Here is a 15,946-nt window from a genome sequence, read left to right on the forward strand (position 1 = left end):
ATGGTCATCAGGTCCCAGTCATCCTGGGTGCATTTCTCACCGGTCTGGGCACGGTCATAAAAATCATAGCAAGTTACGGATTTGGTAAATGTCATAAATTATCCTCCCGGTTTTATTTTTTCATTAATTCAAGAGCCACGTTTGCTGCTTCTGCTGCATTTTCTGCTGTTGCGTCAGCACCGATTTCCTTAATCCAGGAATCTGTGACAGGAGCGCCACCGAACATTACTTTTACAGAGTCACGGAGACCTTCTTCATCAAGCAGACGCATGACGTCTTTCTGGCCGAGCATGGAAGTGGTCATAAGGGCAGAGCCGGAGAGCATAAGTTTCTCGCCTTTGTGGGCTGCTACTTCTTCGATGACCTTGTCGTTGGGTACGTCAACACCCATGTCGATAACGGTGAAACCGTTTGCACCGAGCATGGTTGCAACAAGCCTGTGACCTATATCGTGGATGTCGCCTTCCTGGACGAACTTGATGCAGGTCCCAACGGATTCTGAGGTCTCGTCCTCTGCAAGGATTGGATCAAGAATTTCCATTGCGGCTTTCATGGCCTTGGCAGACATCATGATCTGCGGAAGGTAGACTTCGGCGGCTTCGAATTTGTCACCGATGATCTTCATACCCACAGACAGACCATCGTTGATGATCTCGAAAGGAGTTAAACCTGCATCCAGGGCTTCCTGGACAAGAGGACCAGCACCATTGATGTCCTGGTTGACAATCGCATCTCTGAGTTTATCATACATTTCCTGTTTTCCCATTAAATCACCTATATCTAACTGTACAACAGCTGTCATATCATAGGCTGCTGTTACAATGAACTTAAAAAGCAATTTTATATAACCTAGCCGACCACGGTTTTTCAATCTACATAAAAATAGTAGATACTTCAATAATTCAAAAAGCAATTCAAAAGGACAAATTTAAACAAAAAGATTATGACATTAAAATCGACAACGTTTTTGAAAAATAAGATACAGTCATTTCACTATATAAATAGGATTTTAACCAATATTCCTAATATGGAATTTCAGTAAGATTAAGTATACTGGGATTGGGTACAACACCATAATAGACAATCAATAATTCATAAAAACCGAAACGAATATGTATCCTTCTAACTGTATCATTTATACTTGTTAGATTTACATCAAAGTAATCTAAAAGTATAAGGTAAATTCATGAAAATATCTACTGGTGATAATGTGATTAGTGTTAATGAAAAAGGACTTGCAATAATTGATGAAATGCTGGACTGGGAAGATGAGATCAATGTCGAATCCAAACAGCTCGAAAATGGCGCTACAATAATTGATTGTGGAGTCAATGCCCAGGGTGGCTATGACGCAGGTATGTATCTCTCACGCCTCTGTCTTGCCGATCTTGCAGAAATTACCTACACCAAATTCAACCTTGACGGACTCCCGGTGCCTGCAATTCAGGTCGTAACCGATCATCCCACAGTCGCTTGCATGGGTTCCCAGTATGCGGGCTGGAGAATTTCCGTTGGCAAGTATTTCGGAATGGGTTCAGGTCCTGCACGTGCCCTTGGACTCAAACCAAAGGAGCTTTACCAGGAAATAGATTACAAGGATGACGCCGAAGCTGCTGTGCTTATAATGGAATCCGGCAAACTTCCGGATGAGGAAGTAGTAGAATATATCGCCAAACACTGCAGTGTTGATCCGGAAAATGTCTATATCGCTGTGGCACCTACTGCATCCATCGCAGGTTCTGTCCAGATCTCTGCCCGTATAGTTGAGACAGGTATCCACAAAATGGAATCCGTAGGATTCGATATCAACACAATTAAAAGTGGTTTCGGTGTGGCACCAATAGCACCTATTGTTGGTGACGATACAAAATGCATGGGTTCAACCAATGACTGTGTAATCTACTGCGGTGAAACCTACTACACAGTGGACTATGGACAGGATGATCTTGAGGAATATGTCAAAAAGACACCATCCACAACTTCCAGAGACTTTGGAAAACCTTTCTATACAACATTCAAGGAAGCAGAATTCGACTTCTTCAAAGTAGATGCAGGCATGTTTGCCCCGGCAAGAATTACCGTAAACGATGTTGCATCCAAAAAATCATACACTGCAGGGCGCATCAATCCCGGTATCCTGCTCGAATCCTTTGGAATCAAGGAGGTATAATCCTCCTTTTAATTTTGGTGATCTAAGTGGAAATAATTGAAAAATCCGAAGGAATAGGTGCATTGTTGAAAAGTTTTGCATCTCTGGCCAAAGAATCGCAAAAAATCATTTTTATTGGAACTCCGGGGTTTTGTACTCCTTTTGCAGAAATTGCCGCTTATTCCCTGCGTAAAAGTTCCAAACAGATGGGATTTATAGCCAATACTGATATCGAAAAAGCAAAACAACTAATCCCCACGGATATGGGAATGCAACTAGGCGATACAATTGATTATCATGCTGATACGATCGTACTGCTTGGCGGGCTTGCCATGCCCAAAATCGGAGTGGAACCAGAGGAATTGAAAACGACTCTTGAATCCATATATGAGGGGTCTCAAAAGAAACTGCTTATAGGCATCTGTTTCCAGTCAATATTTGAAAAACAGGGATGGAACGATGCTCTGGATTTCGATTACATAATTGATTCGGACATGTCAGTGTCCCTGAAGAAAACATGATAAATTTCTTTTACCATATACGTGCGTCCACGACAACATGCCAGACGCCCGGGGAATATTTTTTGATACTGCGACACTCCATAATCTCCACATTTCTCCCCTGCATTTTTGCTGCCTTTTTAATCTGCCCGATTGGCCTATCAAACATTAAATTTTCAGCCAGTGCTTCATGAAAATGCAATATACCCCCTTTTTTACTTAATGCACCAATTGCAACAGGCAAATAATCTGCTGTTCCTCCCACATATCCCATGATTATCCGATCAGCAACTCCTTTAGGTGTTACTTCAGCACAGTTGCCATGCAGGGGTTGTACAATATGTTGCACATTATTCAATCTGACATTGTCCTTGAGGTAGCCAAATGAGACCGGATTCAGCTCAATCGAGTATATTTTTTCAGGTTGGGAATGCACTGCCATCGGGAGAGTGAAATAACCAATTCCAGCAAACATATCAACAACAATTTCCCCTTTTCCAAGTTTACTCATCCTGTTTTTTTCCCTGAGGTTGCCTTTGGAATACATAACCTCTGTCACATCAAGTTTGAAATAACAGCCATTCTCTTTGTGTATTGTTTCTGTGGTATTACCACTCACAAGCTGTCTTTTTGGTTGCCTTAAACTGCCATTGATACCCAAATCCCGTACAACAGTGTCACAAGAGGGATACATATGCAGTAATTCATCAGCAATTTCTATTCCCCTGTGCATTATTTTTTCAGGAATTGTAACTACTATAATGTTTCCAAGAATTTGCCAGCCGGACGGGATTTTTTCCAGTTCCTCCGGTTTCATTTTACCAGCAAGCCTTTCTTTCAGACTCATCTGCTGACGGTAGAACTCCGGTTGTTCCTGACGTTTTATTTCATATCCACTTACCAAATCTGTGACAGGAATTTCAACAAAACTTCCACCTTCAACAATGCGAGATACGAATTTTCGACTCCAATCCAGCAACCCCCTGGATTGTAATTCAAATCTTACTTTTTCAGTATCCCTGGCAGGTACTATTACTGCAAAATTTTCTTCCATTCAGCTCATTGAGAGGTATGTTTTGTTATAAAATTCATTCGGAATGGAGCGAACATTTATATACCCCACTCCCCTTATAACTCATCTGGATGAACGCTACGAACCGCACGGCCCTTTTTGCTACCAGTAATGGTTTCATTGCAATAAACGGTGCCGTTAAATTGCATATAATGGATTTACTGGACAAACGGCCATGTTCTTTCGATGAGATTGTCCAAACTACAGGTAAAGCTAAATCCACTGTATCAGTACATCTTAACGATCTTAAAAAAGCAAACCTATTGAGAGAATCAGTAGACGCGGTGGATAGGCGAAAGAAGAATTATAGTTTATCCTCAAAATACGTAGCCTGTTCACAAAAACCGCTGGATACTCACTACTACCACAGCCTGGAAAATTTCTCAAGCACATTTTCCAGTGAAACTGATTTTTTCCAGAACGTTTTCTGTGCTTTCAAAGCAGGCTTTGAAGCCCAGGGCATTGATCATAATCCTATAGTCAAACATATAGGAAGTGACATCGGCAAACAGATCGCAAATACTTTTGAGCAAGGTGATTTCTTTGACAGCCTTGAAGAAGTACGCTCTTTCTGGAAATGCTATAAACTGGGAAAAGTACAGATTGAAGATACAGATCCTCTTACTATCAAAGTAAAAGATTGTTTTGAATGTATGTCAATGCCTGTTCTTGGCCACCCAATATGCACTTTTGATGAAGGAATGCTGGAAGGCATCCTTCATAAGATCACCGGTGAGAGGGCTTTAATAAAAGAAATAGAGTGTTATGCAACAGGGGATAACCATTGCCTTTTCATCAAGGTATGATTACGTTTCTGAACGGATTACACCCATATCAGCATTGAGTTTTGGACCGATCTCTGCAACAATACCCGGCCCATCCGTAGTTTCCCTGCATATCACGCAATGTTCCATAATTCCCAATCTTTCAGTACCATAAATATCCCTGCTGTGGCCTGTTTTTTTCAGCACTGACTTGAGCTGGGAACGTGTAACTGAATTTACAATAATCCTGTCCGTGGAAGCTTTCTTCCATTCCCATAATTTATCGGCCTGTTGACCGGTAAATCTTACCTGTTCACCAGCATTTGTATTGACAATTTCCACTTTAACAGGCATATATGGAATAAGACCAAAACGAGTTGCTACCTGATCCGGACTGCCTGTTCCCAGATTTTTCAGTCCGCTCGCAGTGATAGAGACTTTTTTACCAATGTCTACAACTATTTTATCTTCTTTTATGGATTGTATATAACCACGGTATTTTTTCCCTGCTACAGGTTCATATACAGGTGTACCATATTTTTCCTTCAGGAAATGAATCGCAAATTCCGCATCATCCCCATCCGCATCTACGGTAACCCACTTGTTTTTGGAAAAACCTATTTCCAATTTCATGTCAAGATCCTTGAGGTCATCTGTAAATTTTGCAGCAATTGCATCAAGGGTCTGTTCTGTATTTGAATACACTTTTATTGCCAATTCAGTTTGCATATAATCCCGCACAAAAGAAGAGAAATTTATTTTCTGCCCAGCAGTTTATCGAAGACCTCTTTGGTGTTACCATAAGCAATGAGAACATCATCATGTATAGGTTCCTCTGAATTCTCAATTGTATCCCCTATCATATGTATTTCCCTGCTGAAAGGACCCAGTTTCAATTTAATCCGGTCTTCACTGGCATTTGCTTCTACCAGTTGTCCATAGATTTCCTCTATCTTATTTCTTAATGTTTTAATACGTTCCAATATTTCTTTGGACTCCCTGTTCAGTTGTGTTCCTTCACTCTCTTCCTCTTCAACTGATTCTACCAGTTCCCTGTACTTTTCAGGAAGGTTCTCCCCGAGTGTTGTAATAAAATCCCTGAGATTTGTTACTACATCTACACCATATTCTGTCAGTTCTACATATTTTATTCTACCTTCAGATGTGAACTGTACAAGTCCCATATCAGCCATCTTGGAAAGGATTTTTGTAGTATGTGCAAAAGTCGAATTTATTTGTTTTGTAATAACAGAAGCATACGTCTTTCTAAGAGACCATATAGTAAGGAGTGCAAGGGTTGGTTTTTCCTGAAGGAACAGGTTTTCTACTTCTTCGCGGGACATTAGAAAATCACCTGATAATACCGTGAGAGGTATCTCAACGTCTATTCTTTATATATATCTTTTTGTTGTATATATATCAATACATATTGGAGAGAATCGACTTTATCACACTTAGAGGGGCATCAGTCTTAAAGGACATCCCACTGAAATGTGTCCTGCTGGCCGCATACCCCTTATCCCTCAGATCATCAATGGTCTTTTCAATACGTGGAGCTGCCACAGAGAGCTGTTTACATAGCCTGTGTTGATCATAAAAGAAAGGAATATCAAATTCATCCAAACAGGTCTGGATTATTTTACAGGCTTTTTTCTTCTTTCCAAAGGGTCTTTTTTCAATTTCTTCCATGACCTTGGAACAAAAAATACTGTCATGTAACTTACCAAGCCAGAGAAGACCTCCTGATTTCATTTCAGTCCCACATTCCGGGCAGGTTTTTTCCATGAAAACAGAGTAGCCTTTTTTCCATTCACGGTAACTACAATTGTCACAATGTGTGACATAACCCAGCTCCTTAAGTGTCCTATCAGCATTCTTAGCCCCGCTTTTAATCCCTACATAAGCCCTGACATAGTGACGCGTGGCGTGGGAAAGTAATGTTTCCATTCCTTTCTCATGGCGTGCCAGATGGCGGGCAATAGATCCCAGCAGTATCCTCAGTCCCATTTCACTGTGATATTCATTATTGAGTGCAACTGCAGCGTACTTACGAATACCGGAATTCAGATGAGCCCCGCAAAGAGGAGCAGTGTCAGTAGCTGTAACCTCCAGCAAGTTTACAGCAGAGCGACTGGCAGCATCCAGATAAGGAGCAGGACTTCCAAAAGGGTCCAGATCCACGATGTTGAATCGTTTTTCGTGGAGGAGAGTATTTGCATTTCTACAGGATGTTTCAGCAATATCGGACAGGCCATTGAGTTTAATGTTTTGTTCGATAAAATCACAGGCCTCTGCATCCCAGTCATTAAGTGTTGTCCTGAGACCTACCTCATTTGCTATTCGCAACCCTCTGATGCCGGAAGCTGCCATTGCGTCCACATAATCGATCTCTGAAGGAGGCCTTTCTTCAAAATCGAAATAATCCTTAACAAAAACAGAAGTTGCTGCCACGGTAATATCCCGGTTAAGCTCCATATGAGAATTATAGAAAACCGGTGAATTCACAGGCAGTTTATCTTCAATAGCAGCGGAAGGAACCTCCACTTCGGTGGTCCCTTCTGTTATTTTTCTTGTATCCATGTCATCTACATGACATGGTTTTTTTATTTAACCGTAATTGTCACATTCATGCCAGAATACGGAGGTATGTAAAATGAATAGTTTCCGGTTTCGTTGAAAGTATACTTAAAAGTCCTCCCATAAGAAATCCTCTGATCTTCCCACAAACCATCTTCACTTTTCAGTGTAAATATACCGGGTTCTTTTTTCTGGTTTCTCCACACAACTGTGTCTGTTCTATTTATTTCTCGTACTTTAGGACTAATATAAAAACTGTTTATAAATATATTATGAGTCTTTGGAGTATATTCCTCCAATTCCGTTTCATCGGATTCACTTACATTATCTTCTCCATTCAAATCTTCATCTGGCTGGATATCTTCATCTGACTGATTATTCTCACCATTTACTGAAACCTGCTCATCCTGATCCGTAGTATCCTGTGTTGTACAGCCCAATCCCAGCAGGGATATCACAACTAAAAGTACGATTATTTTTTTCATCCGACCACTCCTCTAATTTATTTGTTAAACAATAAGTATCTCTAAAGTTATCAAACTTTCTGGCATAAATAAACAGCAGAGATATCTATTTAAATATATATGCCAATTTGTGCCGCGGTCATTTTCATTAATGTATAAAAGGAGAATGCATCAATGTCTGTAAAAAACCCCCTCGGCGAAAAGATAAGCCAGCTCAGACAATCCAGGGAGATGTCACAGGATGAACTGGCAAAAGCAAGTAACAACGATGTTGAACTGATAGACAAACTGGAAAACGGAGCTCTTGTTCCTTCACTAACACCTCTTTTTAACATTGCAAGAGCCCTGGGGGTGCGACTTGGCACCTTTCTTGATGATGCTCCCCAGAACGGCCCGGTGCTTGTAAAATCAGGTAAATCGAAACATGTTGTCCGCTTCTCCGGCAAATGTTCCAATTGCAAAGAGAGTTCACTTGAATTCAACTCATTAGCAGCTGACAAACAGGACCGCCATATGGAGCCTTTCATAATTGATGTACATCCACAAAAAGGAGAACACCCCCTTTCATCCCATGAAGGAGAAGAATTTATTTATGTGCTGGAAGGTGAAATCGAGATTCTCTACGGAAAAGAAACCTACAATCTTGAAGCCGGTGACAGTATCTACTACGATTCCGTAGTTCCCCACGACCTGCATGCAGTTGATGAAGATGCACAGATAATGGCAGTTGTATACACACCTTACTAAGGAATTCCTATGTTCACACTAACAGTTGCTCCGCGTTTTGGAGATATTGACGGCCTTCGTCATGTAAATAATACCGTAATTCCCGAGTGGTTCGAAATGGGGCGAAATCCCATATTCCGAATATTCACTCCAGATCTGGATCTCACTCCGGAAAAGTGGCGGCTTATTATGGCTCGCACAGAATTCGATTTCCTGGGAGAGATGTATTTTGACGGGGATGTCGAAATACGCACCTATATTGCCCGCCTTGGTAATTCCTCTTTTACAATCGGGCATGAAGCCTGGCAAAGAGGCGAATTAAAAGCAAAAGGCAAAGCAGTAATTGTACATTATGATTTCATGGAAAAGAAGGCTTTACCAATTCCACCTGAGATACGTACAAGACTCGAGGAACACCTGATAGAGGAACAGTAAACATAAAGGAGCTGGTACTATTCGTTTTGAAAACGAGACTATAACAGATGTCTTCGAAGAGATGGTTAAAAAATATCCTCAAAAGGATTTTATGGTTTATCCAGACCGGGATCTTCGTTTTAATTACAGTGAATTCAATGAGCGTGTGGAGGATCTGGCAAAAGGTTTTCTTGCCCTGGGACTTAAAAAGGGGGACCACATAGGCATATGGGCCCGCAATGTGCCCGACTGGCTGACTTTCCTGTTTGCAACTTCTAAGATCGGAGCAGTCCTTGTAACTGTAAATACCTCATACCGAAGCCACGAACTTGCTTATGTGGTAAAACAGTCCGATATGAAAGCACTGGCCATAATCGATGGATTCAGAAATGTGGACTATGTTCAAACTGTTTATGACATTGTGCCTGAACTCAAAACACAGCAAAGAGGAAATCTTACAAGCCAGGAATTCCCTGAGCTAAATCATGTAATCTACATCGGACAGGAAAAACACCGGGGCATGTACAATACCCGTGAATTGCTTCTGCTTGGAAAACATGAATCTGACGCCGAACTTGCACAAATAAAAGCTTCCACTACCGCTGATGATGTGGTCAACATGCAGTACACCTCCGGTACAACCGGTTTCCCGAAAGGAGTAATGCTGACCCACAAAAATATTCTCAACAACGGTTATTACATAGGTGAAAAACAAAAATTCACAGATCAAGATCGCCTGTGTCTGCCTGTGCCCCTATTCCACTGTTTTGGGATTGTGCTCGGCGTACTTGCGGCCCTGAGTCACGGGGCAACGCTGGTTATGATTGAAGCATTTGATCCGCTCCTTGTACTCGCAGCAGTCCAGAAAGAGAAATGTACGGCCCTTTATGGCGTACCTACCATGTTCATTGCAGAACTCAACCATCCAATGTTCGACATGTTTGACCTGTCATCCCTGCGTACAGGAATCATGGCAGGATCACCGTGTCCCATCGAAACCATGAAAAAAGTCATTTCAGATATGCACTGTGATGAGATCACAATTGCTTACGGACTCACGGAAGCCTCTCCGGTAATGACCCAGACCAGTACCGATGATACCATTGAAAGGAGGGTCAGCACCGTAGGTATAGAAATGCCACAAATCGAAGTCAAAATAGTGGACCCGGATACAGGTGAAAAACTCGCCCCAGGACAACAAGGTGAAATCTGCTGTCGCGGTTACAATATAATGAAAGGTTACTACAAAATGCCTGAAAAGACAGCCGAGACGATCGACAGGGATGGATGGCTCCACAGTGGTGATCTGGGGACCGTAGATGAATATGGATACTACAAGATTACCGGCCGTATCAAGGACATGATCATTCGTGGCGGGGAAAATATATACCCAAGAGAGATCGAAGAATTCCTGTACACCATAGACGGAGTCAAGGATGCACAGGTGGTAGGTATCCCTGATGAAAGGTACGGTGAGATCGTAGGTGCTTTTGTAATGCTTCAGGAAGGAGCTGATCTGAGCGAGGAAGACATACGTGATTATAGTATGGAGAAAATTGCACGGTACAAAGTTCCAAAACATGTATTTATAGTGGATGAATACCCAATGACAGCAAGTGGTAAAATCCAGAAATTCAAGTTGCGTGAGATGGCAACTGAATTACTGGAAAAGGAGAAAAAGGAAGAAGAGCAGATTTAATTATCACTCTTTTTAATTTTTACTCATAAAGCCACATGTCATAATCCAGCGACGTTGTTTTTTTGGCACATTCACTTCCATTATGTATCATTTCATCTATTCTTCTTTTCAAATTATCAGGATACATGGCTCCAACTTCCGTTTTTATGAGATTTTAATCGCAAAAGTAGAGAAATGTGGGAGTACCCCGAATATTATATTTTTTACAATACCGGGATTTACCTTCGGGTTAACCATCACAAAATTAATTGGATTCCCATAATGTTTTGAATATTCTTTGAAATGAGGCTCAATAGCCCTGCAATGAGGACATGTGGCCAGGAATACTCTGACAAGGGCCGGTTTTGTCTCTGCTCAACAATATACGCCAGTGTACTGTCAGGGGCATGAACTATTGATTGGTTCATCACATATTATTTTGCATGGATAAAATGAAATTTTCTCAAATTTAAAGGCTCATGCCGGGGATTATAATTTTCTCAATTCCATTTTTCTTTTCGGAATTTGTGAAGAGTTATCTCAATGGTAGTACTCAGGTCCTTTTCAGTAAAAGGTTTCAATATATATCCATCAGGATCTGTTTCTTTGGCTTTCTTAAAAGTTACATCATCCGAATGTGCCGTAAGATAAACCACCGGAAGAGAAAATCTATCTTTGATTATTTTGGTTGCTTCAATACCATCCATATCACCTTTAAGCCTGATATCCATAAGCACCAAATCCGGGAAGGTGCCTTCTACCTTGGTAATTGCATCTTTTCCCGTAGAAGCAACACCTGAAACAATATAACCCAGATCTTTCAAACGGCGTTTTATTACCATTGCTACTATAGCTTCATCTTCTACAACCAGTATTCGTGATTTATTCAATATCACACCTCTTTATCCCTAAAAGTAATCCTGAAACAGGTCCTGTAATCTGAAGTATCAAGTTTAATATCCCCTTCTATCTGGCTTACGAGATTGGAAACAAGTTGTAATCCAAGTGATTCGGTATTTTTGAAGTCTATATCATCCGGGAATGCACCACCCGAATCTTCAACCTTCAATATGAATTGACCTGCAGACTTAAAAAAGTCAATGCTAATTTCCCCCTCCTCACCCTCAATAAAAGCATGCTGTAAGGCATTTGAAGTTAATTCATTGATAATAATACCCAGAGGCACGGCAGAATCCATATCCAAATATAAGTTCTCAACATTGAGGTTAATTTCGATAGCATCCTCATTTACATTATAGGAATTAATGAGGTGTTCAACAAGATCTTCGACATAATCCGACAAATTGAGACTGGTAAGGTTTTCGGAATGATACAGTTTTTCATGGATCAGGGCAATTGAACGTACCCTGTTCTCACTTTGCTTGAAGGCTTCCATAACTTCATCCGATTTGAAATTGAGAGATTCAAGGTAAAGAAGACCGGAGACGACCTGCAAATTATTTTTAATCCTGTGATGAATCTCCTTTATTCGAATTTTTTCCATCTTTTTCAAGGCTTCTTCAGCCTTTTTACGTTCATTGATATCCAGAATAATTCCCTGCAATTTATTTGAATGGTTTGCAGAGAAATTACCAATAAAAGTTCTCTCCTCAACCCACTTTATCTCTCTGTCTCGCGTAATTATACGATATTCATAATTAAATTCCTTGTCCCCTCTGTTAATTGCTTCAAGGAGATTCTGCTCAACATTTCCAAGATCTTCAGGCACTACCAGATCAGCATAGGTAATATGACCCTTTGTAAACTCATCCTGAGTATAACCAAACTGGGAAATATTCCTGGACACAAATTCTACCGGCCAGTTTTTCTGGGACTTCCACTTGAATACGACTACAGGGCTGCGGTTTACTACAGCTTCCATTTCTGCACGCAATCGGTTTGCATCCTGCAGGCTATCAAGAACCTCATTGAGTCCTTCCGGAATTTTCTTGAAATCAATATCTACATCTGTATTTGCCCTGACGTTAAAGTCTCCTTCCAAAGCTGAATCCGAAATTGTCCTGAACTCATCCACAATCCCGTTTATCCGATTGGTAAATGAAGCTGCAATAAGATATGCCATCAGTCCCATAAAAACAATGGAAAATGTGTATATCGTAAACAACATCGACCGCAGGGAAGCTACACCTGCAAAGATCTCATCCTTTGGGACAGAAAGTAGAATTGAATAATTGCCTGTCGAAATGGGTTCATAAAAAAGTATCACATCCTTTCCGTTTGACGGGTCAACGATATCGACATGACCATTTTTGCCCTTTTCAATATCAATGGCAACCTCATGAAAGACGGGATTATCAAAGTCCCTGAGCGTTTTGGAACTAATCCAATCCTTATTTGTGGGATGGGAAATAATAACACCGGTATTACTCACCATAAACAAATAACCGGTCTCAAAAGCCTTTACACTACTAACCGTATTGTCTACGTAATCCAGACCTACATCCACCCCGCCTATACCTATGAATTCATCGTTCTCAATTATCGGGGAGACATAACTCACAATCAAAGCACCCTGATAAAAATAGGGCTCGGTTAAAACATCCTGTTTTGTATGTTTTGGTAACTGATAATAATCTGATGTACTGTAATCAACAAGTGGCTCAACATCTATATCTCCCTCAATCCTGTTCCAGTAGGGAAGGAATCTGCCCGTACCATCGTGAGCTGTGGTATTTATATAACGTTCATCCCTTCCATCAAAAGCATCAGGCTCAAAGCCACTATAAGTTCCTATAAGCTGAGGATTATCCTCAAGTATACTTTTTATTATATCGTTGGCTCCTTCTCTTGTAGAAGAATCATGAATAGCACCCATTGTGGTGGCTATATTCCTTGCAATAGCCATATTGGACTTCATGTCTGCATTGAATTGGTTGGCATAACTTTGTGCCATTTTAGCAGACTGGTCATAAGCAAGCTGTTCCTCCTGAGAAGTAACCGTTGATATGACTATTGAAGATGAAATAGACAGGATGAGAAAAACACTGACCACAATATAAAGAACAAGTTTAAACCTGAGTGACAGGTCTTTCCATGCCAAATCAATCACTTCCGTTTATGATTTCAGACAGCATATCAGAAGAAACGGGAACAGAGAGGTCACGATAATAAACAAATAGCTGTGCCCCCCATTCAATTGAACCTTCAGTGAAACTTATTATGTCCCTGTGGTCATACATGTGTGATTTATTGAAAAAACAGAAGTAAGTAAAATCATCACCAATAGTCAAAGAAGGAATATAGTCGTTTTCCCGGAAAAGCCTTATATCAACATTTTCCTGCTCGATCAGTTTTTGCATATCTGAAGGCGATTCGGCCAATATTCTTTCCATTACAGAAGCCGTAAAAAGCAATTCCAGATTCTTGCCTGCAGAAGAAAGGTAATTAAAAAATTCAACATGATCGGGATGAAAAAAAGAAATCAGACATTTAATATAATTGGATTGGAGCATATTTGAATGCAACTGAGGTTGCAGATCATACATGTGATCAAGATCGGGTTCAATAACTTCAACTTCACCCAGCTGACCTATATTTTCCACTAAATGGCGGGGAATTACATCCATATCGCGTGTTTCCCAGTAATACTCCTTTGAATCAAAAACATCAAGCAAACATGCAAGGGGCAACAGGTTTTCAACTATTAAGCGCCCGGTAGTCGTAAGGTCATAGATCCCCTCATCATCTTTGGAGACAAGGCCTTTTTCCCGTAACTTTTTGATTTGAGGAAGAATGGAGGAAGAGGTTACATTAAGATGATCTTTTACCTTTTTTATATCAGTGGGGCCTTCAAGCAAAAGCAAAAGGAATCTTTCTCTCTTGTCGGAAAGAAAAATAGTGTCAATAAGTTCCTGTGGAGCCATCTAATATCCCTCAAATTTCAATCTTTTCACAAAGAGAGCAATAATAGTCGAAAAGCTCATCTCCCCATTTAAGGGCACTCTCATCAAAACTCATTATATCTTTATGATCATAACGGCCGTTTTTATCAAGAAAACTTATGTAAGTAAACCGCTCTGAAGTGTCAAGGCCTGGAGGTCTGCTATTTTCCGGAAAAATATACACATGAATATGTGGAGCCTTTATAAGGCGGGTCATTTTAGAATCGCATGACTGCTTCATTCTTTCAAAAACCGGTGGCGTCATAATCAATGACATGCTCTCTGCATGTTCCATTAATTCACAATAAATATCAGGATATTCAGGTCGATAAAAAGAGATTATCGATTTTATATTTTTGGACTTGAGCAGGTTTTCAGTGAATTCCCGGGGAATTTCAAATGTATGGTTCAGGTCAGGTTCAATCAAAAGGTAATTCCCAAGTTCATACAGCCTGCGAAATAATTTTGGTGGTAATTCACTTAAGTCATGTGCTTCCAGATAGGCATCATCATTGTTCACCATCTCTATCGTGTTCAAGAGAGGAAGCATTTTCTCAACAATTAATTCCCCTATCATGGAAAGACAGTATTGTTCACTCTCTTCAACTATCAAGTACTTCTCTTTCAGTTTTTTGATCTGGGGCATCATCCCCCTGGAAGTCACATTCAGAGAGGTCTTGATCTGATCGATGTTCCTGGGGCCTTCCATTAAAAGAAGCAAGAGATTTGATCTCTTATCAGAAAGCCAAACAGTATCACTTAGCGAAGAACCCATTATATCTGATAGCTGATGGAAGTGTATATTATTAATAGTTTCTGTATAAAAAAGGGAAAAACAAGATCGGTATATGATACCGATCTTGACCAGTGGTCTTAGAATACCAGACCCAGGTCTTCGAGTTTCTTCTTTGCACCGTCATAGACCTTGACGTATTCCTCGGTCGGTGTAACGGTTGCAACATCATAGCATTCCTGGAACGTCTTGCCTGCAGGTGCGTTGGCATAATCGCCTTCATAGCTTGCTACAAGTTTATCCAGAATCTGGTTGACAGTATTGATATCCATACCAGCAGTTGCACGTGCGACTTCTCCCATCATACGTGCTTCCATACCGGTTGTCTTGTCAGTGATAACACCCTTTGCGGCTGCAACACCGGACAGGATCTCACGACCGGATGCAGTATCGGTCATAGACTGGGCTGCAGCCTCAAGCAGGCACATCTCGGTGCATGGACCGGCACATGGATAGTACTGGTTACCGGACATAAGGTCTGTGAACTCGGAAATGGTGGCACATGTCCAACCTGCGATCATAAGGGTCTCACGAGTGTTGGTGGATCCCCAGCGGATGTGCACTGGACCATCAAGGTGCCAGCTGGCACTGCTCATTACCATAGAGTTCAGGTGGGTTGCAACATCGACAATGGCTGTTTCCTCAACACCGCCGGCGTAGCCTCCAAAGATAGGCATCTGTTCATCCATGATGATGTCACTGTTACCCTTGTAGTGGGCAATGACAGCGATTGCGTCAAGATCGATCTTGAGTTCGTTCAACTGGGAGACTTCGTGGCTGTCGTTGGAGTTCATACCACCGACACAGTCTGCACCGATGTTACCCTGGGCAGACAGAGAAGTCTCAGGGCCCTAAACTGCCATACCAGGACGACCTGCCATGGAAGCGGCGGTCCTGATCTGACGGG

16 protein-coding genes and 2 pseudogenes are annotated in these 15,946 nt (G+C 41.1%); 6 read left to right on the forward strand and 12 right to left on the reverse strand.

The window, feature by feature from the left end; translation table 11 throughout:
* Positions 1 to 112 precede the first annotated feature (112 nt).
* A complete protein-coding gene (locus BKM01_RS08550; RefSeq protein ID WP_072362077.1) occupies positions 113 to 766 on the reverse strand; it encodes a methyltransferase cognate corrinoid protein in 654 nt (217 codons plus the stop codon).
* A 444-nt stretch (positions 767 to 1,210) separates the two neighbouring features.
* On the opposite strand from BKM01_RS08550, the gene mch reads away from it, so the two are divergent.
* Together mch and BKM01_RS08560 are read left to right on the forward strand one after the other, a co-directional pair.
* Positions 1,211 to 2,170, forward strand: a complete 960-nt coding sequence (gene mch, locus BKM01_RS08555) for a methenyltetrahydromethanopterin cyclohydrolase (RefSeq protein WP_072362074.1) — start codon at positions 1,211 to 1,213, stop codon at positions 2,168 to 2,170.
* 26 nt (positions 2,171 to 2,196) lie between these two features.
* The gene (locus BKM01_RS08560) at positions 2,197 to 2,670 is read left to right on the forward strand and encodes a DUF2124 domain-containing protein (RefSeq protein WP_072362069.1); all 474 of its coding nucleotides are present in this window, start codon (positions 2,197 to 2,199) and stop codon (positions 2,668 to 2,670) included.
* Between the two features lie 10 nt (positions 2,671 to 2,680).
* Here BKM01_RS08560 and BKM01_RS08565 read toward each other — a convergent pair whose 3' ends face one another.
* Entirely contained in the window at positions 2,681 to 3,703 is a 1,023-nt protein-coding gene (locus BKM01_RS08565) for a class I SAM-dependent methyltransferase (protein ID WP_072362066.1), read from the reverse strand.
* A gap of 89 nt (positions 3,704 to 3,792) precedes the next feature.
* On the opposite strand from BKM01_RS08565, the gene BKM01_RS08570 reads away from it, so the two are divergent.
* Positions 3,793 to 4,527, forward strand: coding sequence for a V4R domain-containing protein (locus tag BKM01_RS08570; RefSeq protein ID WP_072362063.1), 735 nt, complete (start codon positions 3,793 to 3,795; stop codon positions 4,525 to 4,527).
* Here the strand turns inward: BKM01_RS08570 and BKM01_RS08575 are convergent, their stop codons facing one another.
* The 4 genes from BKM01_RS08575 to BKM01_RS08590 all read right to left on the reverse strand — a co-directional run bounded on the left by BKM01_RS08575 (position 4,528) and on the right by BKM01_RS08590 (position 7,547).
* A complete protein-coding gene (locus BKM01_RS08575) occupies positions 4,528 to 5,214 on the reverse strand; it encodes a DUF2110 family protein (RefSeq protein WP_072362060.1) in 687 nt (228 codons plus the stop codon).
* A 26-nt stretch (positions 5,215 to 5,240) separates the two neighbouring features.
* The gene (locus BKM01_RS08580; RefSeq protein WP_072362057.1) at positions 5,241 to 5,828 is read right to left on the reverse strand and encodes a MarR family transcriptional regulator; all 588 of its coding nucleotides are present in this window, start codon (positions 5,826 to 5,828) and stop codon (positions 5,241 to 5,243) included.
* Between the two features lie 76 nt (positions 5,829 to 5,904).
* Entirely contained in the window at positions 5,905 to 7,065 is a 1,161-nt protein-coding gene (locus tag BKM01_RS08585) for a tRNA (guanine(10)-N(2))-dimethyltransferase (RefSeq protein ID WP_072362054.1), read from the reverse strand.
* A 23-nt stretch (positions 7,066 to 7,088) separates the two neighbouring features.
* Complete coding sequence (locus BKM01_RS08590; RefSeq protein ID WP_072362051.1) at positions 7,089 to 7,547, reverse strand: plastocyanin/azurin family copper-binding protein; 459 nt, start codon at positions 7,545 to 7,547, stop codon at positions 7,089 to 7,091.
* Positions 7,548 to 7,700: 153 nt separating this feature from the next.
* On the opposite strand from BKM01_RS08590, the gene BKM01_RS08595 reads away from it, so the two are divergent.
* The 3 genes from BKM01_RS08595 to BKM01_RS08605 all read left to right on the forward strand — a co-directional run bounded on the left by BKM01_RS08595 (position 7,701) and on the right by BKM01_RS08605 (position 10,365).
* On the forward strand, positions 7,701 to 8,273 hold the full coding sequence (locus BKM01_RS08595) for a helix-turn-helix domain-containing protein (protein ID WP_072362048.1): 573 nt from the start codon (positions 7,701 to 7,703) through the stop codon (positions 8,271 to 8,273).
* Between the two features lie 9 nt (positions 8,274 to 8,282).
* Positions 8,283 to 8,687 carry an acyl-CoA thioesterase gene (locus tag BKM01_RS08600; protein ID WP_072362045.1) on the forward strand — a complete coding sequence of 135 codons (405 nt, stop codon included), beginning with the start codon at positions 8,283 to 8,285 and terminating at the stop codon, positions 8,685 to 8,687.
* A 61-nt stretch (positions 8,688 to 8,748) separates the two neighbouring features.
* On the forward strand, positions 8,749 to 10,365 hold the full coding sequence (locus tag BKM01_RS08605; protein WP_198926200.1) for an AMP-binding protein: 1,617 nt from the start codon (positions 8,749 to 8,751) through the stop codon (positions 10,363 to 10,365).
* A gap of 144 nt (positions 10,366 to 10,509) precedes the next feature.
* On the opposite strand, the pseudogene BKM01_RS11265 reads toward BKM01_RS08605, so the two are convergent.
* From BKM01_RS11265 to BKM01_RS08635, 6 genes and pseudogenes are all read right to left on the reverse strand, one after another.
* A pseudogene (locus BKM01_RS11265) lies at positions 10,510 to 10,701 on the reverse strand (TlpA family protein disulfide reductase); the annotation flags it as partial.
* A 143-nt stretch (positions 10,702 to 10,844) separates the two neighbouring features.
* Complete coding sequence (locus BKM01_RS08615) at positions 10,845 to 11,234, reverse strand: response regulator (protein ID WP_072362039.1); 390 nt, start codon at positions 11,232 to 11,234, stop codon at positions 10,845 to 10,847.
* A gap of 2 nt (positions 11,235 to 11,236) precedes the next feature.
* Positions 11,237 to 13,414, reverse strand: a complete 2,178-nt coding sequence (locus tag BKM01_RS08620; RefSeq protein WP_327078536.1) for a histidine kinase dimerization/phosphoacceptor domain -containing protein — start codon at positions 13,412 to 13,414, stop codon at positions 11,237 to 11,239.
* Entirely contained in the window at positions 13,407 to 14,228 is an 822-nt protein-coding gene (locus BKM01_RS08625) for a helix-turn-helix transcriptional regulator (protein WP_072362034.1), read from the reverse strand. Before BKM01_RS08625 ends, BKM01_RS08620 begins: the two co-directional genes overlap by 8 nt.
* Before the next feature lie 10 nt (positions 14,229 to 14,238).
* Positions 14,239 to 14,967 carry a helix-turn-helix transcriptional regulator gene (locus BKM01_RS08630; protein ID WP_234993669.1) on the reverse strand — a complete coding sequence of 243 codons (729 nt, stop codon included), beginning with the start codon at positions 14,965 to 14,967 and terminating at the stop codon, positions 14,239 to 14,241.
* 152 nt (positions 14,968 to 15,119) lie between these two features.
* Positions 15,120 to 15,946, reverse strand: a pseudogene (locus BKM01_RS08635) (monomethylamine:corrinoid methyltransferase); the annotation flags it as partial.

Origin of the sequence: Methanohalophilus portucalensis (assembly GCF_002761295.1) — an archaeon.
Taxonomy (GTDB): Archaea; Halobacteriota; Methanosarcinia; order Methanosarcinales; family Methanosarcinaceae; genus Methanohalophilus; species Methanohalophilus portucalensis.